General features: G+C 46.3%; 22 protein-coding genes. 18 read left to right on the top strand and 4 right to left on the bottom strand.

Annotated elements, in window-relative coordinates; all coding sequences use genetic code 11:
- The first annotated feature begins 3 nt into the window (after nt 1–3).
- Together K941_RS0108030 and K941_RS0108025 are read left to right on the top strand one after the other, a co-directional pair.
- Nucleotides 4–333: a hypothetical protein gene (locus K941_RS0108030; RefSeq protein ID WP_115341002.1), complete on the top strand. Its 330-nt coding sequence runs from the start codon at nt 4–6 to the stop codon at nt 331–333.
- A gap of 2 nt (nt 334–335) precedes the next feature.
- A complete protein-coding gene (locus K941_RS0108025) occupies nt 336–527 on the top strand; it encodes a hypothetical protein (RefSeq protein ID WP_029103212.1) in 192 nt (63 codons plus the stop codon).
- On the opposite strand, the gene K941_RS0108020 is transcribed toward K941_RS0108025, so the two are convergent.
- Nucleotides 508–696: a hypothetical protein gene (locus K941_RS0108020; protein WP_029103211.1), complete on the bottom strand. Its 189-nt coding sequence runs from the start codon at nt 694–696 to the stop codon at nt 508–510. The genes K941_RS0108025 and K941_RS0108020 overlap by 20 nt on opposite strands.
- A gap of 490 nt (nt 697–1,186) precedes the next feature.
- Between K941_RS0108020 and K941_RS16420 the strand changes: the two genes are divergently transcribed.
- The 14 genes from K941_RS16420 (at nt 1,187) to K941_RS0107940 (ending at nt 17,886) form a co-directional block, all read left to right on the top strand.
- Nucleotides 1,187–2,143 carry a hypothetical protein gene (locus tag K941_RS16420; RefSeq protein ID WP_051225962.1) on the top strand — a complete coding sequence of 319 codons (957 nt, stop codon included), beginning with the start codon at nt 1,187–1,189 and terminating at the stop codon, nt 2,141–2,143.
- A 9-nt stretch (nt 2,144–2,152) separates the two neighbouring features.
- Nucleotides 2,153–2,512, top strand: a complete 360-nt coding sequence (locus K941_RS0108005; protein ID WP_051225961.1) for a hypothetical protein — start codon at nt 2,153–2,155, stop codon at nt 2,510–2,512.
- 54 nt (nt 2,513–2,566) lie between these two features.
- Nucleotides 2,567–3,559, top strand: coding sequence for a major capsid protein (locus tag K941_RS0108000; RefSeq protein WP_029103208.1), 993 nt, complete (start codon nt 2,567–2,569; stop codon nt 3,557–3,559).
- A gap of 60 nt (nt 3,560–3,619) precedes the next feature.
- Nucleotides 3,620–3,946 (top strand): Gp49 family protein, encoded by a 327-nt coding sequence (locus tag K941_RS0107995; protein ID WP_051225960.1) that lies wholly within the window; start codon nt 3,620–3,622, stop codon nt 3,944–3,946.
- Between the two features lie 66 nt (nt 3,947–4,012).
- Complete coding sequence (locus K941_RS0107990; RefSeq protein WP_029103206.1) at nt 4,013–4,765, top strand: phage tail tube protein; 753 nt, start codon at nt 4,013–4,015, stop codon at nt 4,763–4,765.
- A gap of 193 nt (nt 4,766–4,958) precedes the next feature.
- A complete protein-coding gene (locus tag K941_RS18110) occupies nt 4,959–5,105 on the top strand; it encodes a Com family DNA-binding transcriptional regulator (protein WP_084137717.1) in 147 nt (48 codons plus the stop codon).
- Nucleotides 5,106–5,193: 88 nt separating this feature from the next.
- The gene (locus K941_RS0107980; protein ID WP_029103205.1) at nt 5,194–6,072 is read left to right on the top strand and encodes a DNA adenine methylase; all 879 of its coding nucleotides are present in this window, start codon (nt 5,194–5,196) and stop codon (nt 6,070–6,072) included.
- Between the two features lie 558 nt (nt 6,073–6,630).
- The gene (locus K941_RS16415) at nt 6,631–10,440 is read left to right on the top strand and encodes a phage tail tape measure protein (protein WP_051225959.1); all 3,810 of its coding nucleotides are present in this window, start codon (nt 6,631–6,633) and stop codon (nt 10,438–10,440) included.
- A gap of 77 nt (nt 10,441–10,517) precedes the next feature.
- Nucleotides 10,518–10,913: a hypothetical protein gene (locus K941_RS15210; RefSeq protein ID WP_051225958.1), complete on the top strand. Its 396-nt coding sequence runs from the start codon at nt 10,518–10,520 to the stop codon at nt 10,911–10,913.
- Between the two features lie 44 nt (nt 10,914–10,957).
- A complete protein-coding gene (locus K941_RS0107960; RefSeq protein ID WP_029103203.1) occupies nt 10,958–14,539 on the top strand; it encodes a hypothetical protein in 3,582 nt (1,193 codons plus the stop codon).
- Nucleotides 14,540–14,593: 54 nt separating this feature from the next.
- On the top strand, nt 14,594–15,430 hold the full coding sequence (locus K941_RS0107955; protein ID WP_029103202.1) for a hypothetical protein: 837 nt from the start codon (nt 14,594–14,596) through the stop codon (nt 15,428–15,430).
- Nucleotides 15,430–15,786: a hypothetical protein gene (locus K941_RS0107950; RefSeq protein ID WP_029103201.1), complete on the top strand. Its 357-nt coding sequence runs from the start codon at nt 15,430–15,432 to the stop codon at nt 15,784–15,786. The genes K941_RS0107955 and K941_RS0107950 overlap by 1 nt, the downstream gene beginning before the upstream one ends.
- Nucleotides 15,774–17,603 carry a hypothetical protein gene (locus K941_RS15205; protein ID WP_051225957.1) on the top strand — a complete coding sequence of 610 codons (1,830 nt, stop codon included), beginning with the start codon at nt 15,774–15,776 and terminating at the stop codon, nt 17,601–17,603. Before K941_RS0107950 ends, K941_RS15205 begins: the two co-directional genes overlap by 13 nt.
- Before the next feature lie 58 nt (nt 17,604–17,661).
- Nucleotides 17,662–17,886 carry a DUF2190 family protein gene (locus K941_RS0107940; protein WP_029103200.1) on the top strand — a complete coding sequence of 75 codons (225 nt, stop codon included), beginning with the start codon at nt 17,662–17,664 and terminating at the stop codon, nt 17,884–17,886.
- Nucleotides 17,887–18,100: 214 nt separating this feature from the next.
- Here K941_RS0107940 and K941_RS0107935 read toward each other — a convergent pair whose 3' ends face one another.
- Together K941_RS0107935 and K941_RS0107925 are read right to left on the bottom strand one after the other, a co-directional pair.
- On the bottom strand, nt 18,101–18,325 hold the full coding sequence (locus tag K941_RS0107935) for a hypothetical protein (RefSeq protein ID WP_029103199.1): 225 nt from the start codon (nt 18,323–18,325) through the stop codon (nt 18,101–18,103).
- Between the two features lie 435 nt (nt 18,326–18,760).
- Complete coding sequence (locus K941_RS0107925; RefSeq protein WP_029103198.1) at nt 18,761–19,021, bottom strand: type B 50S ribosomal protein L31; 261 nt, start codon at nt 19,019–19,021, stop codon at nt 18,761–18,763.
- A gap of 251 nt (nt 19,022–19,272) precedes the next feature.
- On the opposite strand from K941_RS0107925, the gene K941_RS0107920 reads away from it, so the two are divergent.
- Together K941_RS0107920 and K941_RS0107915 are read left to right on the top strand one after the other, a co-directional pair.
- Nucleotides 19,273–19,647 carry a YbjQ family protein gene (locus K941_RS0107920; RefSeq protein WP_029103197.1) on the top strand — a complete coding sequence of 125 codons (375 nt, stop codon included), beginning with the start codon at nt 19,273–19,275 and terminating at the stop codon, nt 19,645–19,647.
- Nucleotides 19,648–19,652: 5 nt separating this feature from the next.
- Nucleotides 19,653–20,144 carry a YbjQ family protein gene (locus K941_RS0107915; RefSeq protein ID WP_029103196.1) on the top strand — a complete coding sequence of 164 codons (492 nt, stop codon included), beginning with the start codon at nt 19,653–19,655 and terminating at the stop codon, nt 20,142–20,144.
- A 5-nt stretch (nt 20,145–20,149) separates the two neighbouring features.
- Here the strand turns inward: K941_RS0107915 and K941_RS15200 are convergent, their stop codons facing one another.
- Nucleotides 20,150–20,662, bottom strand: a complete 513-nt coding sequence (locus K941_RS15200) for a GspH/FimT family protein (RefSeq protein WP_051225956.1) — start codon at nt 20,660–20,662, stop codon at nt 20,150–20,152.
- Between the last annotated feature and the right edge of the window lie 176 nt (nt 20,663–20,838).

Below are 20,838 nucleotides of genomic sequence, written 5' to 3'. Positions count from 1 at the left end.
ATCATGACAATGTTATACATTAACGAATATAACCACTCGGATAAGACAGAAAACCTTGCGATAGATTTAGATGACCGCTCTGGTAAGTTTTTATTTGACTTGTTGCTTGACCCTATCTCAAACAGTATGGCAAAACAAGGCGACAATGAGTGGGGGGTAGATTATCAGTTGTGGTGGAATATTGCAGAAAGTCAATCGTTAAATGACCTGCCTAGCGATATTTTTATGCAGGCTTATGGGCTTATCCAAAAATCTGACAATCAAGACCTAAAACCCTTTATGCTAGAGATTTTGCAAAAAATGCAAGCCGACCCACGTTTTAAAAAGGTGTGATGATGAATATAGAAAAAGAGTTAATAAAGCAGATTTTTTTGAGCATTTATAATGGCGATATTGGTAGTCTGTATCTAGCATTCAAACAAGCCAAAATCATTGCCGACTGCCTAACGACAGGCTATGTACCCAGTAATGAAAGTTTGTTTAAAATGCTAGATAACCAAGATGATTTTAGGCTTTATGAGCGTTAAGCACCCCCAAAACATCAAGATATATCGTAACAATACAATCTTTTGGATTATCTTTTAGCTCTTTGGTGAGTCTTAGATTGTTTTGTGATTGTGGGTTATTAATAACGAGTTTGGTAAGCTCTAAGGCGATGTGCTTGTTGGTTTCGTTGGTGTCTGGATGATTTGACATAAGTTCTCCGTTGTTCTTTGCAATGACCGCCCTATCTGACACATAGGGCGTTTTTTATTATAGCACAAGGGTGAATCCAAAGCCCTACTTTTGAACCCACCCCCAAATTGGGGATTTTTTATGATTTTTTGACCCCACCGCCAAAACCTACCCCAAAGATAGCGTTTAAATTTTGCTGTAACCCCTTTAAATTTGTTGGAATAAAATTTTTGCACCCATTGCACCACGTCAATTTTATCACGCCAAAAACCCCCTTAAAATCGCTTATGGGGCGTGCCTGTCTTTTTGGGCTGTCTATACCTACCGCCAAACCACCATTTTTTGGCAAAATAGGGCTCCATTCACTCCGCCAAAATCGGCTGTAACCCTTGATTTAAACAGGTTTAAACGCTCTTTTAGGGCGGTTTAAATACAATCCCTGAACCCCGTCATCTTATCGCCCCTACTGCCATCTGTCATAATCGCCGAAAAATTGACATATAAGGCGACCATGCACTACCTACTCACCGAGACCACCCCTGCTACGATTGCCCCTGCCAACCAAACGGACAAGGCAGTCAAACGCACCTTTAATGGCATTGCCAACAGTGGCAAGCCCTTTGTGTATCATGGCGTGCGTGCCATTGCTGATTTATCTGACATCACTTTTGCTGACAAAGTGCCTGCTTTATTGCTCCACGACCGAGACAAGCGAGTGGGCTTTGGCGTGCTGTCTGTGGCTGACAATCAGCTCATCATCAAAGGTGAGTTACTAGATAACGAGCATGGACAAGCCTTAGCCCGTGAGTCTGATGACGGCTTTCCATTCCAGATGTCCGTCCACATCATCGCCGACTACGAAGAGAAGCTGTCGCATGGACAGACGGCGGTGGTCAATGGGCAGACGCTGACGGGCGAGATTACCATTTTAAGAAAATGCCGAGTGTCGGAAGTGTCTTTTACGCCCACAGGCGTGGACAATCAGACCATGGCGATGATTTTATCCCAAACCCACAACCAAAAGGAAAATGCAATGAGCAATCCAAACCCACCCCAAAAAAGCGGAACTGTTGATGAAGCGGTTTTGGCACGCATGACTGAGCTTACCAACCAAGTGCAAGAGCTGACCGAGCAAGTTCAAGAGCTGACCAAAGAAAGAGATGAGCTAAAAGCACAAAAAGCCAAAGCAGACGAACAAGCCAAAACTGCCGAGATTGAAGCTCAGCTATCACAAAAAGGCTTTACCAAAGACAACAAAGGCGACTGGCAAGGCATTGATAACGCAACCGTGCAGGTGCTGTTGTCGCTTGATACAGACAAAGCCAAAACCATGATTGGCTCGCTGTCTGCTCCCAAGCAGGGCTTGCCTGAGTACCTACTGTCCGAACAACACGGCACAGGCACAGGACAATCTGCCAACCCAGCCCCAACCAATCCATTGGTTGCCAACGCCAAAGCACGCAAATAGGAGTTTATCATGTCCGACACCCAATCAGTCCCAGCCGTCCCTACCCCTGAGCCTACCACGCTCATCACCATAGGCGACATTCTAAAATCCGAAGCCGACCGCCATAGCCGTGAGAACATCAAGGCGGACAACATCAAAATCGGTCAATTAGTTCAGCACCCAATCCGAAAAAAGCCCCTTGTGGCACTGTCAAACACAAATGCCAGTGGGCTTGTACTGGTACAACCGCATAACTGCGTGATTAACCTAGCCGTCATTAAAGAAGCCGACATTAAGGCGGTGGCAACGTCTGTGGATGCCTTTATCAAACAAGGCGATGAATACGGCATTAAATACATCGGTAAGCCAATCACCGATGCGTCCGTTTGACCGATGTCCGTTTGACCGATTAAACCTGATTTAAACCCATTTTAAGGAGTATTTATGCCTTTATCTGATAACCGTATTTTTGGCGTGGAGTCTTTGACCGAAGCCATTAACGAGCTACCTGCCACCCCGTCCATTTTGGGGGATTTGGGTATCTTTAAAAAAGACTTTAAAACCACGACCCATGTGTCGGTGGAGCGTAAAGAGAACATCTTAACGCTGGTTGCCAACACACCCCGTGGTAGTGTGGGCGACCCTGTACAATCAAAACGCCACGCCCCAAAAACCTTTAACATGATGCACCTAGTCAAAGATGACGTGGTGCGAGCCGATGACGTGCAAAATATCCGCTCTTTTGGTTCACAAAATCAGACGCTTGCCGTTGCCGATCTGGTTAATGACAAAATGCTTGCCATGAAAGCGGACATTGATTACACCATTGAACACGCACGCTTGGGGGCATTAAAGGGCAAAATCCTAGACTCAGACGGTAAAACAGTCATCACCGACATTTACAAAGAGTTTGGCATGACCCGCAAAACGATTAACTGGGAGCTGTCTAATTCAACCACCCAAGTTACCAAGCTCATCAACAGCTACAAGCAAGACATTGCCAAGCTACGCCGTGGCGAGTCGGTAACAGGTCATCTGTGCTTGGTGTCGCCTGAGTTTATGAATACGCTCATCGCTCATCAAAGCGTGGAGAAATACTACGCCCGCCACCAAGACGGTCTGCTGTATCGTGAGGGCAATACCGATGTGGAATTTGTCCATAACGGCATTAAGTTTGTGGTGTATGCCGATGAGTTTGACAGTGGGCTAAAACTTGCCGATGATGAGGGTATTATCCTGCCATTGGGGACACGAGGGGCATTCTTTGAATACTACGCTCCTGCGGACATGAACGCCACGGTAAACACCAAAGCCCTTGCTTACTACGCCATGCGTGAAAAGCTGGGCATGGATAAAGGCTGGGAGCTACACGCCCAATCCAACCCCCTGCCACTGGTGCTACGTCCTGACCTTGTGCAGACCATTAAATTAACCTAATCGTGATGTCGGCGAAATCGGTTTTGCCGACATAACTAATTTATCGATAAAGGAGTAACCATGATCAAATTCCTATCCGCCCTTGCTATCGCCTGTATCAACTCAGGACTACTTAGCCAAAAAGAGCTTGATGACAAAAAGCTATCACAGGACTTTTTGGAAAGCCAAATTGATGAGGGCAAAACCACCTACACCAAAATTGGCGACCGTCTAATGCACTGCACTATTACCACCAAAACAGGTTTTGTGGTTACAGGTGAAGCGGTGTGTGCATCTGCTGATAATTTTGATGAAAAAACAGGTCAAGCCATTGCCTACGACAATGCCTTTGAAAAGCTCTGGCAAGTGTATGGCTTTTTGCTACACCAAGCATTAAATGCTGGTTAAATGACAATGTTGGCGAAACAAATGTCGCCAACATATCCCAACTCTTTAATTTATAAGGATAAATCAATGACACAACAAACACAATCCCTGCGGGGGCGTAAATATTCGGGTGATTTGTACGCTCGTAAATACGGCTCATCTGATGTATTTGAAAAAATGGGTAATGTTACCGAATTTACAACCAAAAGCGAAACCGAAAAAGACGAACTTAAAAGCACAGGTCGGGACGACTTTGGACAAGCCATTGAAGTGGAAGTCGTGCCACAACCCACTGAAATTTCCCTCAAATTTAATACTTTCGATAAACACGCCCTAGCCCGTGTGCTGATGGGCGAAGCGGTGGACATTGGCGGTGTGCCAGAAGTTATCAATGAAACTGCTGTCAAAGCGTCTAAAACAGGCTGGATTAAGCTAAATCACAACGACATTGACCCTGAAAACTTTAAGCTGAAAAACAAAAGCAAACAAGACATTGAAAAAGCCAAATACGAGCTAAACCCCCGTTTGGGTATGGTGCGTTTGCTTGACAGTACAGGCATTAATGACGGCGATAACCTACACTACGAAGGCAAAACAAAGGGGCGTAAAGGCTTTGCCATTGATGCCAATACCTTGCAATCAATCCCGCTTGAACTCTACCTAGACGGCAAAGACCGTATCAGTGGCAACGATGGCGTGCTGGAAGTGGCTCACGTTGTTTTGTCGGCTGATGGCGACATCAACTGGTTTGAAGACGGCTGGTGGGAGTCTGGTCTGACTGGCACAATCGTCAAAGACGAGGGTAAACCCGCCATGCGGTTTACAGAGTTTGTAGACTAATAAAATAAAAAACTTGGGCGATATGGCGTATTAAGGCTACGCCATATCCCTATCCGACAAGCACGCTGTCATCAGGCTAAGACCCAAGCACTCTGTACAGAGCGTGGCGATTTTAGCATAAACTAAACGGTTATGCACGAATTTTTATCACAAAAAATCATGAAAATAAGTGCATATATATGGAGATGATGATATGCGATTTTTATTTTGTCAAAACTGCAATAAAAAACTATTGCAAGTAGATTGTTTTGATAACATTGCGATTAAATGCAATCGCTGTAAACAAATCAATCATTTTAGCTGTGTCGCCCAATCACCAAAAAGCGTGGCAACACAGTAACAATTAACCCATTTTCTCTTTTGAGTGTCATAGAACGCCTGATTAGAACGCCTGCGAGCGTCATGCCCTGTTGGGCAAGAAGGTATCTATGACACTCAATCTTTTATCTCAATCAAAACGCTTTAAGACTGCACCCCTACCATTTGTGGGGCAAAAACGCCAGTTCATCGGTCGCTTTGAAAAGTTACTGCTTAACAACATTCCCAACGATGGCGAAGGCTGGACGGTCATTGACGTATTCGGTGGCTCTGGGCTACTTGCTCATAACGCCAAACGCCTACTGCCAAAAACAACCGTCATTTACAACGACTTTGATGACTACACCAACCGCCTTAAACACATTCCCACCACCAACGCCCTACGCCAAGCCCTGTCTGACATTTTAAAGCATGAGCCAAGAAGCCTCAAACTTAGCTCTACCGTCAAACAGCAGGTACTGGACATCGTCAAAGACTTTCAAAGTCAAGGCAAATTCATTGATGTGCAGACCATTGCAGGTTGGCTACTATTTAGCGGTCGCCAAGTCGCCGACCTTGATGAATTTATGGCAGAAAGCACACTTTATAATCGCATTACCAAGACGGATTATGAGCTGGCAGATGGCTATCTTGACGGACTTGTCATCACTTGCGAGAGCTTTGAACAATTGCTCACAAAACACCAAGCCACGCCCAACTGCTTATTACTGCTTGACCCGCCGTATGTTTGTACCACTCAAAGTGCTTATAACCTACATGAGCGTGGTGGGTATTTTGGCATGACAAAGTTTTTGACACTCATGCACTATGTCAAGCCACCCTACATCTTTTTTAGTTCGACACGGAGCGAGCTTTTGGATTATATGAGTTATGTCGAGCAATACGAACCGCACACATGGGAGCGGATTGGGGGATTTGAGCGGATTGTGGTAAAAGTAACGGTCAATAAAGGGCTTGGGTATGAAGATAATATTTTGGCGAAGTTTTAATCGGTTGTTTATTTTATCATTGCTTTGTTATTTCTTTTAAAAATTATCTTTAAAAACAAGTATTTATTTGCAAAAAAATACAAAAATAAGACTTGCTATTGTGGGCAGAATTTGTGGCATTGCTAGAAGCACCCTTGGACGAGCTAAGCTCTTGTCTTTGCAATGAGAATTTGGACACATAAACCAAACACCAAACTAAAATTTAAAAAGCATTTTAATTGTAAATTAAAATGCTTTTATTATGGGGTATTGTTATGTTATCATGAGAAAATTTTTTTTGACTTGGACGGACATATCATGAGTGCACCAAATTATTATCTGCATTGGATTAACTTGTTTTTATTAATAGCCAAACCCATAACGACAGACAACCCACTTGCAAAAGGTTGGTGTGTTTATACTGAAGCTGTGGACTTTGACTAGTGTATCTAAGGCATTAGCTGTGTAAAACACTTTTAATACAGTTGTTAATTTTTTAAAAGACCCTGAACCCCGTCATCTTACCCCAACCGTAAATCCCCTTTAAAATCCCCTTAATTAAATTTAAGGGGATTTTTTATGAAAAGTTTGGACACTGCCTTAACCATACACGCAGGCGTGAAAGGCATTAACGAGTTAAAACGCCTATCTGATGAGATAAAGGCGACAGGCACGGAAACAGACAGTTTGGACAAAGCCACCGATGAGCTACAAAAGTCGTGGAATGCCTTATCCGCCGATGAGCAAACCAAAAAAGTCAAAGCATTGGGCGATGAGTTTAAACGCTTAAAAAGCATCAGCGATGCCAAAATCTCTCTAGGCATTGATGAAGATAATAAAGCCAAAAAACAGTTAGAAGAAGTCAATAAAGCCTACGAACGCCTTAAGCTCTCAGGCAAGCTAACAGGCAGTGAGCTTGCCCGTGCCAATGAATTACACACCAAAAAAGTCAAAGAGCTAGAAGAACAGCTGGGCAAAACCACACTCACGGCAAGTGAGATGGCAGGCGAGCTTAGTAAAATCGCAGGCAGTGCAGGTGGTATGGCAGTGGTCGCCAAAGCCGCCATGGAATTTGAGACCGCCATGGCAGGGGTCAAGAAAGTCGTGGACGGCACGCCCGAGCAGATGTCTAGGCTCTCCAAAGAAATCAAAGATTTGTCGGTGGAGCTTGGCATGACTGCCACCGAAGTGGCACAGATAGCCACGATGGGCGGTCAGCTTGGCGTGCCGATTAACAAATTGGGCGAGTTTACGACCATGGCAGGTCAGATGTCAGTGGCATTTAGCATGAGTGCTGATGAGGCAGGTAATGCCGCCGCCAAACTTGCCAACGTCTTTAACATGCCCATCGAACAGGTGGGCGAGCTTGGCGATGTCATCAACACGTTGGGCAATAACATGGCAGCCAAAGAGCGAGAGATAGTCGATGCCATGCTCAGAGTGGGCGGTACAGCTCGTCAGTTTGGGCTTGTCAAAGAAGAAGTGGCAGGACTGACCGCCGCCATGATTGCCCTAGGCAAACCGCCAGAAGTAGCAAGCACCGCCATCAATGCCTTGCTGACCAAACTACAAACCGCCCAAAACCAAGGGGCGGGGTTTGCTGATGGCTTACAGATGATAGGCACCAGTGCCGATGAGATGGCAGATAACATCGCCAAAAACCCCCAACAGGCCCTATCAGGCTTTTTAGAAAAGCTAGGACAGCTTGATGACCGTCAACGCTCTATGGTGTCTGCCAAGCTCTTTGGGGCAGAGTATGCCGATGACATTAACCTACTGGTCGGCTCGCTTGGCACTTATAATCAAGCCTTGGGGCTTGCCACAGATAAGACCGCCACGGCAGGGGCGATGCAAAAAGAATTTCAAGCTCAAATGGACACTGCCGCCAAAAAGGTGACCCAAGCCAAAGCCGAACTCATGGCACTGGCGATTAACATCGGTCAGCACCTACTGCCCATCATCAGTGCCACAGCCGAAGCGGTGGGCGACATGGCAGGTACGCTTGCCGATATCGCCCACGAATACCCGACCATCACTCAGCTTGTCACGCTCATGGGCGGAGCGGTGGTGGCTGTCAAGGCGTTAAATAGCGTGATTGCTCTGACGGGTAGTTTGGGTGGTAAGTCTGCTTTGCAGATAACAACAGGCTTTTTGGGTGCTAAAAGTGCCATCGATGCGACCGCTGTTAGTGCTGACAAGATGAACACTGAGCTTGGCAATGCAGGTGTGCAGACAGCAAGCCTTGCCAAACAAATGACCAGCTTAAATAGCATTATGGGGGCATTAACTGCTTGGACGGTAGGCAAAAGCATTGGCGATTGGGCTTATGAGAATAGTAGTGCCGTCCGAGCCATTGGTGATGAGATGGGGCGATTGCTTGCTTATGCAGATGCCATCTTTACCGACCGCACCTTTGATGATGTCCGCCAGAATTTTGAAACGTCTGCTGAGAGTGCCAAACGTTTGGCAGATGAGACAGCGAATGCAAAAACTGCTACCGACAACCTTGCCCAAAGCCAAGACAATGCCACAGACACTGCTCTTGCCCAGTCCCAAGCCAACACCGAACTTATCAACAGTCTTGCCATTGCCAAAGCAGAGCTAGAACAGCTTGAAATACAGCTTGCCAATATGGGCATGGCAGGGCAAAAGAACACGCAGGATTATAAAGACTTACAAACTCAAATCGAAGCGACCAAGACGACCATCAAAAACTTGACCGATGAAGCCCAAAATCAGGGCTTGGGCGAGGCGATTAAAAGTGACCTTGAAAAAGCCAGTGGGGCATTTGACGCCCTAGGTCTTGACATGGACGAATTTGCCACGGGCATTGACGGCAAAACCAAATCCGCCTTGCAAGGGTTTAGTACGGTCATGAGTTTGGCAGGCGATGATGTCAATAAAATGGCAATGGCTTATAACGCTGTTAAGGCTCAGGTTGGCGACAATGCCAAAGCCCAAACCGAGTTAAACGGGCGACTGCTTGAAGCAGTAAACGGCAACAAAGAACTCGCCCAATCCGTCAAAGACACCGCCACCGCCCAACAAAACGCTAAAAAAGCCACCGATGAACAAGCCCGTGCCTTAGACGCTTTGGGCGTGTCCATGTCCGCCATCAATGCAGGCATGAGCAAATCAGGCAAAGACATGACGGATAATTTAAAAATCGGTCTGTCCGTCATCAAAGACACCGCCAAAGGAGCAGACGAGCTAAAAGTCGCACTCACCCAAGCCCTAGATACTGCCCTAGCATCCGCCAAGACCAAAGAAGATTTTCGGGCAATACAAACCGAGCTACAAAAAGCAGGGCTAACAGCGTCTGTCTCTGCCGAACAAATGAGACAGCTACACGCAGGGGCGACAGGCGGAGCGGAGGGTGTCCAAGAGCTAAACAACAAGCTAAAAGAGCAGTCAGAGACTCTGACTAATAACGACAAAGCCCTAACTCAATCGACTCGCAGCACAAAAGAGCTTGATAAAGCACAAAAAGACGCCGCCAAAAGTGCTGATGACATGGCAAAAGCGAGCCAAAATGCAGGTACTGCCACCCAAAACAGCAGCAAAGGCTTTGCACAAGGCTTGGCAAGAATTGCGATGGGCATCAAATCGCAGATGAATGCGATGGTCAGCATGGGAGCGACAAGCGAGCAGATTAATCAGATTTTTGACAAGCTAGCCAAAGAAGCAGGTAAGACTAAGCGTAGTCTGCGTCAGTTGGGTGAGTATTTTGGTGAGCTTGATAAACTCACTAAAAAAACAGTCAAATCAATGACTGACATGGATAGTGCGGTGACAAGCGCAACCAACAGTCTATCAGGGCAAAGCATGACAATGGCAGACTTGCAAAAAGCCCAAGAAACCTTGACTAGTGCCACCGCATTTAGTATTGGCAATCTGATTAGACTTGATAAGACCAAATTATCTGCCCTAAAAAATCAGATCGAGCAAGCCAAAAAACAGCTTGATGATATGGCAAACAGTGCTAAAAATACAATGCAAGACTTAGATGCCGAGCTTGCCAGCCTACAAGGTCGTGAGGCGGACAGCCAGCGTATTAAACAGGCTCAAAAACTTGCCGACCTACAAGCCAAAATGGCAGAAGCGGTGGTACGAGGTAATACCCAAGAAATCGCCCATTATCAAAAGGCTCTATCCCTACAAAGACAAATCAACGATGAGCAAAACCGCCAAGCAACTGCCAAAGCGAGCGAGCAAAGCATTAAAGCATGGCAAGAGAGTAGTAGCAACAGTACTGGCAATCTTACCGCCCAAGATGTGGCAAACGGTTGGAACGCACGGCTCGAAGCTGTCAGAGAGCAAGCCAAACATGAGGCAAAGCAAGAATTTGCCAAAGAACTCATGGACGCATCCAAACGCCAAGCCTACTAATCCCCTGCCAGTCCCCTGAACTCGTTCCCCTAATGCTCTGGGATAGTCTTTGGCATAATGACAAAAAAGGATAATATATGTGGCAACTCACCAATAAAACCAACACCCTAAACCTGCACGCCCAATTTATTTGGGTAGATGAATTTGACTGGCAAGCCCTTGCTCAGTCTGACCCTGTTTATACTTTGACAGGAGCGATAGACATACAACAAGGCACAAAAAAGGCGGGCAGACCCATCACGCTTAACGGCGATGATACTCGCACCACACGGGCGGATTTGGCGACTTTGCAAGCATGGGCGGACATACCAGAGCTTACGATGACCCTAACCCACCCTAAAGGCAAAGAATATAAAGTCATCTTTGCCAGACCAAATATTACCAACATCAATTTTATCAAGCAATATAAGCCCGAAGATGAAGAAGATGACGATAAATGCACGCTAAACCTGCATTTTTTAACCACAGAATAAATGCCCTTTAATCATCCATTAAATCCAATTTAAAAGACGATAACATGACAAAACGCACCAAACTCAACAAATCCGACCTAAAAATCTATCCGTCAGAACGCTTAACCGACAACGATGACGGCGGTGGGTTGGCACTAGGTACGCCCTTGACAGGGGCGGATAATGAACTCTTTAACCCCATCTCGTCCATCCAACGCATCAACGGCAGTATGATGACTCGCCTAGTCTATGCAGGCGTACAAAGGGCGGACGATGAACCGCTACTTGGGGCATACACCGCCATTACTAAGCCACCCAAAGACCCCAGCGTGTCTTATCTGCTCACACGGGCAAACAAATTTGGCGAAGTGCGAAGTGAGATTATCAAATCTATCGAAGCGTACAGCGTTGCCACGATAGAATCTCGCATGACCCTATTATCCACCCAATCAAAAAACAGCCGTATCGTGCAAGCATATCAGTCGATGGGTGAGCCATTGCCCCTAGTGGGTGATGTCTATTGCTTAAGACAAGACAAAAGGGGCTATGAGACTGCCGAGCAGTACATCAAAGTCATCAGCGTGTCGAGCGAGGAACGCACCTTTTATGCGGGCGAAAAATCGTTTAACAAAACCGTCATTAAAATGGAGATAAGCCAGCCCTTAGAACACAGCTTTGTGGGCGTGGAATATCCTGTGCAAGGTCATACCGATGCCCCTTGTAAAATCCGTGAAACTCATGTGGCGGACGCAGGGCAATACTATGGTGTCAAGCCCCTTGCCAAAGCCATCAAAGCGGGCATGATGAGCGTACAAGTGCCATCACTCATGGAGAAACTGGTGCCAACGACCCAAAGCGAGACTTTGCTTGCCGATTTGACCGCCAGTGGATTGACAGTTGCACTCTTTGATGGGGCAAAGGAGGCTATCACACTGACCATTAACAGCACCCAAAACAGCTTATATGTAGGCTCGGCTATCTTGCCAAACTCGCTGATTATCAGTGCAGGTAGCGGTAACATCACCGACACAGACGGCACGCTTACTCAAAACGGGCAAGCGGTGGGGGCGGTGGATTATGCCAGTGGATTGGCAACCTTTAACAGTACTTATGTCAACAAAGTAACATTTACCCCAGCCAGTGTTGCCGATGTCGTCTCGGACACCGCCAAAATCATCGTGAGCGAAAACACCCAGTCTTATAACTACATCGTCAATCTGCCAAGTCCTAGCACGGTAAGCGTGCAATACCGCTCACAGGGCAAGTGGTACAGGCTCACCCAAGGCTCACAAACGCACGGCTCGATTAATCTAAATCCCCAAACAGGCACACTCTCTATCACGTGTAGCGAACTGCCCGACATCGGCTCGGCAATCGTCATCTATTGGGGGTCATCTGCGACATTTATCAAGCGAGCCGACCTTGTGCCGAGCGTTAAAAGTGTCATCAGACTGCCCACCACGCCCGACCCATCGTCCATCACCTTGTCATGGCGTGGCGGTACTGCTCGGGTTAATGCCCAAGGGGTCATCAGTGGCGATGTCACAGGGCAGTATCGTGATGGCGTGTTGTTGCTTGACAAAGCCATCAAGGGTGTCACTGTCGGCTATAACACAGGCGATAAAGTGAGCCAAAATCACCCAACCCCCGCCCGAGACTTGCGGGGTAATGTCAGTATTGACATTGGCGATTTTGTCGCAGGGACGTTGCAACTGACTTATCCTGTCACCGTGGAGGGCTATGATGAGATTGCCCTAGGGGCGGTGATTAGCACCAGTGGGCGTAAAGGGCGTAACGTTACCCAGTCAGGCGATGGCTCGCACGGCACTTATGGGGCGGGGACGGTCTTTATCACGCTGACCGATGACGGCAAGGGCAATCTGATAGACAGCCACGGCAAAACCGTCGGCACGGTCAAAAATGGCAAAGCAGTGTTTAACCCTGACACCACGGTCTCCATCCCCAAAGCCAACTATCAAAAAGACAAAATTGGCGAAAAAGTGTACTCACAAACAGACACAAGCTGGGTGGGTGCCAATATTAATTATGCAACCAAAACCTACCAAGACGTCTATCGCACCAGTTTCACAGGGTTTAGTTATACCCCCGCAGGGGCGAACCTAGCGACAGGCGGTAGTATCACAGCAAGCTATTATGACAATCACCCCACATCGGCGGTGTCGCATAGCCTTGCCGTGCAAACGTACATTAAATTTGATGTAGGAGCAGGAGAGCTGATTACACCCAACTCGGTGCGATTTACCATGAACGGTAAGAGCTACTTTGATAAAGACGGCTCTATTTATATTAATCTTAAGACCGCCACAGGGCAAGCGGACAAAGTGGGGAGCATTGATTATAGTACAGGCGAGCTGATACTGTCTGACCCCATTGGGACGGTGTCGGTACAGTCTTTGACCACGAGCGTCAATGCAAATCGTACTGATTCTATCAGCTTTATCACGCCGTCCGCCCCAATCCGTCCGTCATCGCTGACCATCTCGGCAACTACCCTAGATGGCAAAAAAATCTCTGCCACCGCAAACGCAAAGGGTGAGTTTGAGGGCGAGTATATCTCTGGACTGGTTGATGTCGAATATGGGCTGGCATCGGTCAAATTTGGCAAATGGGTGCAGGCACAGGGTAATGAGAGTGAGGACTGGTACAATGCGGACGCTGTGGTGGACGGACAAATCTTTAAGCCTACCCATGTGTTTAGCTCATCTATCATATACAGCACCGTGGCTTATTCTTATTTGCCTGTGGACAGCACGACCATACGCATTGACACCGTCAGGCTACCCCAAGACGGACGTGTGCCTATCTTTCGCCGTGGCGATACCATACTCATTACCAACAGCCTAAAACAAGCACTCGGCTCAGCTCACAAGGCAGGTCAAACCATAGCCCTTGACCGCACCGACTTAGACCGCCTGTGTATTACCGACAGTACAGGCAAGGCGGTCAATGCCGAACTGTGGGATTATGATTTGGAGGCGGGCAGTATCACATGGACAAGTCCGCTCGATTTGTCCGATTATGCCCTGCCCTTATTTGCTACTTGCACGTGGGAGGAGAAAAACCGCATACACAGTGTAGATATTGACGGTACGCTCACCTTGATATTTCCAACCAAGCGAGATTATCCATTGGAAGACACATATGTCGCCAGCGTGCTGATTGGTGGCAATCTACAAGTGCGAGCGAGCGTGCCGTTTACTCAGCGAAACTGGACGAACGTCTGGCAAGACACCCGCATTGGAGATGAGCCATTAAACCGCTTAAATGTCAAAGACTATCCCATTATCCTCACCGATGATGGGGCGATTGATGAGAAATGGCTCATCAAGTTTACCAGCTCATCACAATTTGAGTTGTATGGGCAAACACTCGGCTTTGTGCTAAAAACCGACACCTTACAAGACTTAGCCCCAATCAATCCGTCCACCAAAAAGCCCTACTTTACCATACCTCGTGAGGCTTTTGGCACTGACACCCCATGGAGCGTGCAAGAGGTGGTACGGTTTAACACATGGGGGACGCTCATGCCTGTGTGGGTCATCTGTGCCGTGCAGCCGTCAGCGGACAACCCTAAGGGGTCAGACGGCTATACGCAGGTGTTGTTTGGCGATACGACCGAAATTTAAAGCGGTTTTAATTGTATTTTAAATGTTAATTAATCAATCTTTAAAGGATAATTTATGAGCTATTTAAATCCCATTACCCTAATCCCCAGACTCTACCAATCTACCGACCCAGTTGCCCCACAGCTACTGGGGCAACTGGGCGACATCAAATCTATCTTTAAGGCTTGCCTAGTAACTGGCTATGGCAATAAACAAGGTGCTGGCTATACGATTGAGAATGAAACAGATGTATCTGCTGAGTTTATCTCCCCAAACATCATGATGAGTAAAATCGGGGTGGAAGAAGTGAATGACTACTGTTATCCATTTTGCTACAATGGTACACAAAAAGTGCGTGCAAATTGGAATGCAGGACAACTTAACACTTATGAAATTAGACGGTTCAAGACAAGAGGCTGGGTCATGCTCGTGTGTGAGCTTGGGCTGTATTTTATTGTTACTGTCAATGGTATGAGCAAAGTAAACTATATGGGGCTGACCAAATCAGCGATTAACGACAATAACCAAAACATGGCTATGCTTAGTTTGGGTTATATAAGTAGCAGTAGCACTTCTTCGCCAATTGGACTCGATTTTAGACTTGGCAAGCACACTGGTGCCAATTTTTTGTCAAATGGTGCGTCATTATCTTGGCAATACAACAAGCAAGAAACATTTTTTATTACAATGGTCTCTGATGTCTATTATAGGTCAGATGGGTCTGTATTGTCTCATCAGCCAGCCTTACTGATTAAAAACGCAATGACCTCAAACCTTGAAAGGCGTACAGTGATAACAGAATATCAAGGCAGACCTGTATTATCGGTATTTTTACCTAATAGCACGTCTGACTGGGCTATCGATGCTTATGCTTTTGGAGCGATGATTTATCTTGATTATTGGGAGTACTAATGAACGCAATTACAGAAGTACACAGCATTGCGGATGTTGAGCTTATGCTACCTAATCTTGGTTATGTTGCAGGTGATGCTGACGGCATTGTAACCATTGGCGGTGTCCCTGCCCGCCGTGAAATGGTGGTGTTTAATATGGATTTGAGTGTACATTCACGCTTTTACAGCTTGGACAATGGGCATTATCTGATTAACAATCTTGACCCAAATCAGCAGTATCTCATCATGGCACGAGACCTGCCCCCATCCGATGGGGTGGAGCGTTACGAACCTGCCACTTGGGATTATGTAACCCCCATGAGCGACAAAACCCAAGCCGAGCAAATGGAACTGTGGCAGTCATGGCAGACCTAACCCGTGATAAATTGCCCTTGCCACTGACACGGCGGATAAGTGATAAGCCACCGTCCGACCGCTTGCCATTATCACTTAATCGCAAGTTAGGCACGCTGGATGTGGTCTTGCCAACACCGATTGACCCAGTACCCAAGTCCACTGACCCAACCCCAAAAAGACAAAACCCTGTCATGGCGGAGTTTGATAGCCTAATATCTGACCCACAGGGCGTGAATATGGGCAGACAAGTGAGTATAGCAAGTGATGAGGTGGCACGGGCGTATGGTGTGGTGTATGGTGATACGCTAACAATGACTTATGGGCGTGATATGTTCACTCGCCATTTTATCCCTGTTGCTAGTGGGGCAGATAGTGCTATGGGTACACCTTATCTGATTGGCAGTGTCTATCGGCACACATGGCAAGCTCTCATGGCACTTCACCACGCTCATCACATTAGCGTGGGCGATGATGTGAGGTTATTTAGTTGTCATGTGGCTGAATATGGGGCTAAGAGCTATTTGCAGGGCTGTACACATGGCAGATTATCAGACACGCAGGGGCTATTTGGCGATAACATACACCAAGCGGATAGTGCACTAATTGCCCACCCTAGCACGCACACCATCACCCATAGCGTGCCTGTGCCTTGTCGCTATTATCCGATACCAGAGCCAGAGCCTGATAAACCTGTGTCGTATTGTAGTATCAGGCCGCCATCTGACCGACTGCCACTGGCTTTAAGACGCAAACGAGGAGAGCACCCTGCGGGTTCCTTGCCTCTGCCTCTCCTCTGTTGGCATGACTTACCACCGACCACCACCCCAAATTTAGGAGCTTATATCGTGCATAATACCATCACCGCCACCATCGGTGGTGTCAATGCCAATCCTTTGTCGTTTAGTATCAAAACAGACATGGACAGCTTTTGTTGGCAAGGACGCATTGAGATACCCACCAAAGACTTTGCCAAAATCAAGGATAAACTGGGTAGCCGTGGTAATGAGCCGATGATTAGCGTGGTCATTAACAATCACCGCTTTGTCATCATGGGTGAGGAGATAAGCAAAAACCGCTCGTTTGTCAATCATAGCTACACCCTATCAGGGCGAAGTGTTACCGCTCGCCTGTCAGCAGACTACACGACAAATAAACAAGGCGGATTAAATCAAGCCTTATTTGCCAGTCAGCTCTGTCAGCAAGCATTGGCAAATACAGGCATGACGGCAGAATATCAAGCCCCTGATTGGCTCATCAGTGCAGGGGTATATAGCACCGATAAGACACCGATTGTAATACTCTCCGATGTCGCTCATGCGTGCGGGGCGTTTGTATCAAGCCATGTCAGCGAGCCACAGCTTATCATCAAGCCTCGTCATAAAGTCCCTGCTTGGAAGCTTGCCACTGCAGAGCCTAATCTTATCTTGGGTCTTGACCCCATTCGCCAAATCAGCGAGCAACAACGGGTAAGCCCTGCTTATGACAACGTTTGGCTGACCAGCACCGCACGCTTGGATAACGTCTATCGCAAACAATCGGCACGCACCAATGAAGCCTCCACACAGTCCAATGAGCTGTTTACCGACCAAATCGCTACCATCGCCAAAGGTGTACAAATACTCTCAGACTCTGGTACGCACATGGACATGACGGTAACGACACGCTGGTCAGATAAATACGGCTTGCCCCTTGCCACGCTAGGCGATATCTGGCAAATCAACGATGAGGGCGGATATAAGGCGGTCGTGGTCAGCGTGGACGTACAAGTCAAAGTAGAGGACGGTGTGCCAAGCGTGTGGCAGGTGGTGGGGCTTGATAGGTATATTGGACATTAACACCCAATTATATTATACATTAATGCTCTAAAAAGTCAATAATTCAAAGGCAAAAAACATGAATTTATATCAAACATTTAATAGACTCTTTGCCACACCCAAAGGCGTGGCACAAATCACAGGCCAAAAGGGGCAAGGCGTGGTGGTCGGGCAGACACTCGGTGGGGTGTTTGTGGTGCTAAGCGGACAAGCAGAGGTGGGCGATATGGTCTATTATGACCGACAGACTCATGAAATCACAGGGCAAGCTCCGCAGGGGGAGCGAGGGGAGTTTGGGGTGTAAGTTTGTTAGATTAATATCTGCATACTGTGATAAAAATATCTGCATAATTGGGTTTTCTTTATGCAGATATTTATGTTATTTTATGCAGGAATTTTTGCGATTTTACAGTTTGGCATACTTTTTAGACTATTACCCAAAAAAACAAATCAGGCGTGTGAATTCCTCTCCAAGGGGCGATTGAAAACATTACCACCTTTGTCAAACAAGCTGAGTGTCATGGCCAGAGCGGACAAATTTTCAGATTTGATGAAATCATTAATGACAGAAATATTGCCAATTTCATAGACACAGACGCAATTTCCTTGCCATGAGCATCATTGTAAAGACCTTTAAAGTAATCTTTGGTGTCTTCAAGATTGATTTTTCTACCTTCACGAATGGGCGTGGTAGGGGTTAAGATGATGGACTTCTTGTCGCCAAAATGCTTGGCTTGGCTCAAAAATCGCCTTAATGCCTCAATAAAGGTAAAAATTTGCCTGTGTCAGCTCTCATCACGACATCGATATCTCATCATCATTAATAAAAACCTGATAGTTGTCGATGGCGCAATGCGTAGATAACGTGCTGGATATATCGCCACTTTTGTGAAAATCATCAAAAATACCCATAATATTACCAATGGCTTTTTCTTGGCATTCTTGCTGTTCATAACAAATTTTTTTCTTGATTTAAGCCATTTACCACATCAACCCCTGATTATTTGCAAGGTTGATAACAGACATATTGTGCTAGTGCTGTGTGCTCCAGCTCATATCAAAGGTTTATTTAAAAAAATTAGGACACGCCTATCTTTTTAACGCGATTTTCATTTAGAAAATACCCCAAACCAGAGATTTGGGGTATTTTAACGACATAGATGGATTTGTAAAATCTATCATTTTTTGCCACGGTTGGCAAATGCACCGAAACGCTTGTTAAAGCTTGCCACACGACCTTCGTTAGACGCTTGACGTTGTTCACCAGTATAGAATGGGTGAGATGCACTTGAAATATCAAGTGGGAAGTATGGATACTGGGCACCTTCGTACTCACGAGTGGTCTTGGTTGCCACAGTAGAGCGAGTTAGAAAATAAACGTCCGCATTGGTGTCGTGGAATAATACCTCACGGTATTCTGGATGAATGTCTTTACGCATGATAAAAGTCCAATAAACCTAAGCACTAATAAAAAGGCATTTTCAAGCAACGCTTGCCGATTGCGGCCATATCATCATCAACCAACTTTGACATGATACACCACACCGTCGTTTATTAGCCAACTTAAGTGGGAGTTATATGGGAAATAAAAAACGCTATTTTAGCCTAAATTTGCCAAATTTTCAAGAAAAATTGTCATATTGGTTTGATTTTGTTATACTTTGCTTTTGAATTAAATAAGGAAAACCCCATGCAACTATCCAACCTAGAGCACCTACCCAATTACACCATCACCGAACGCCTAGACGTGGTCTATGGCAGTACTGTCCGCACCAAGCACGTTGGTAAGGATTTTTTGGCGGGGCTAAAAAACATCGTGGGCGGGGAGCTTGTCGCCTATACCGAGCTGTTAGAAGAAGCCCGCCAAGAAGCGTTGGAGCGTATGATAGACAAAGCCCGTGCAATGGGGGCGGATGCTGTGGTGGGCGTGCGTTTTTCTACGTCCAATGTGGCGGTGGGTGCGTCTGAGATTTTTGTTTATGGCACGGCGGTAAAAGCGGTGCGAAATGCCCCGTTTGAAAACACACAACAGCCCCCTGCGTTTAATCCGACTTCGTTTGAGTAATTGATATGAACATTATCAAGCTGATTTTTGATAATCTGCAAATCGTCATCGCCATTATTTTGTTTTTTGTGGGGTGGTATTTTGGTACGATGAATGAGCGTAAGCACTTGGAAAGCCTTGATGATGACGAGCATTTGCTTGGGCATATCATCATCTCAAACGAACGCTTTTTTCTGCCAATGGTGCAGACGGACGGCACGCTTGTGATGGGAAGCGTGTCTATCGCCCAAGATAGATTTAAGCTTGTGTTTGCTGATTTTTTGAGTTTGTTTGGCAAAAATTTGACCGTGTATGAGAGTCTTTTGGAGCGTGGCAGGCGTGAAGCGATTGTGCGTATGAAACAGCAGGCGCATGAATACGGCTATAACCAAATCTATGGCGTACGCATTGAGACATCAGCGATAGACGGTGGTGGCGTGGAAGTGCTTGCCTATGGCACGGCGGTGATGAGTGTGGGCAATCCGAATGTACCGCCAAGATTGCCAAGCCATCTTTGACAAACCTAACACCCCACATCATCAACATGCTTTCTAACAACCCCTGTATGCGTTAAGACAATCCTATAGGACAACTCATCAGACACCGAACAATACTTAATATGTCCAAAATGACCACGTGGACTAGCACTGACCCCAAAGTACTTAATATAATGCCTAGATGCTGACACTCTCATGTCAATTCTGCCATGTTTTAAATTAAGCCCATACTCTTTAATCAACTCACCATCATCAAGACGGGCATTACCATCTAAATCCCTAAACACGATAATTTTTACTCCCGACTGCTTATGGCAACGATTTGACTCATCGGCAGGACACATAACAATGTTTTGCTTAGTAATATGGCTTTGACTGCGGGCTTCTTTTAATGCATCAGTAACGACAGATGTAACATTATTTGCTTCCATCCCCCGCAAAACCCGCATCACACTAGGATAAGCAATCATACCAATCACACCAATCACAACCACGACCACCATCAACTCAATCAACGTGAACGCCTTTTGCCCACCCATTAATATCACCCTACGCACAAGCAAGTTACTCACATAAATATAAGTAAAGTTAAGTCAGCTATTATACACAAATTCAACGATTTTAAAAACCAAAACCCCCTCTATCAATGACAGAGGGGGCTAAATAAGGTGCTGACGATGACCTACTCTCACATGGGCGAACCACACTACCATCG

Origin of the sequence: Moraxella caprae DSM 19149, assembly GCF_000426885.1 — a bacterium.
Lineage (GTDB): Bacteria > Pseudomonadota > Gammaproteobacteria > Pseudomonadales > Moraxellaceae > Moraxella > Moraxella caprae.
Note: the sequence above shows the minus strand (reverse complement) of the source record. Positions and strands in the feature narration are given on the sequence as shown.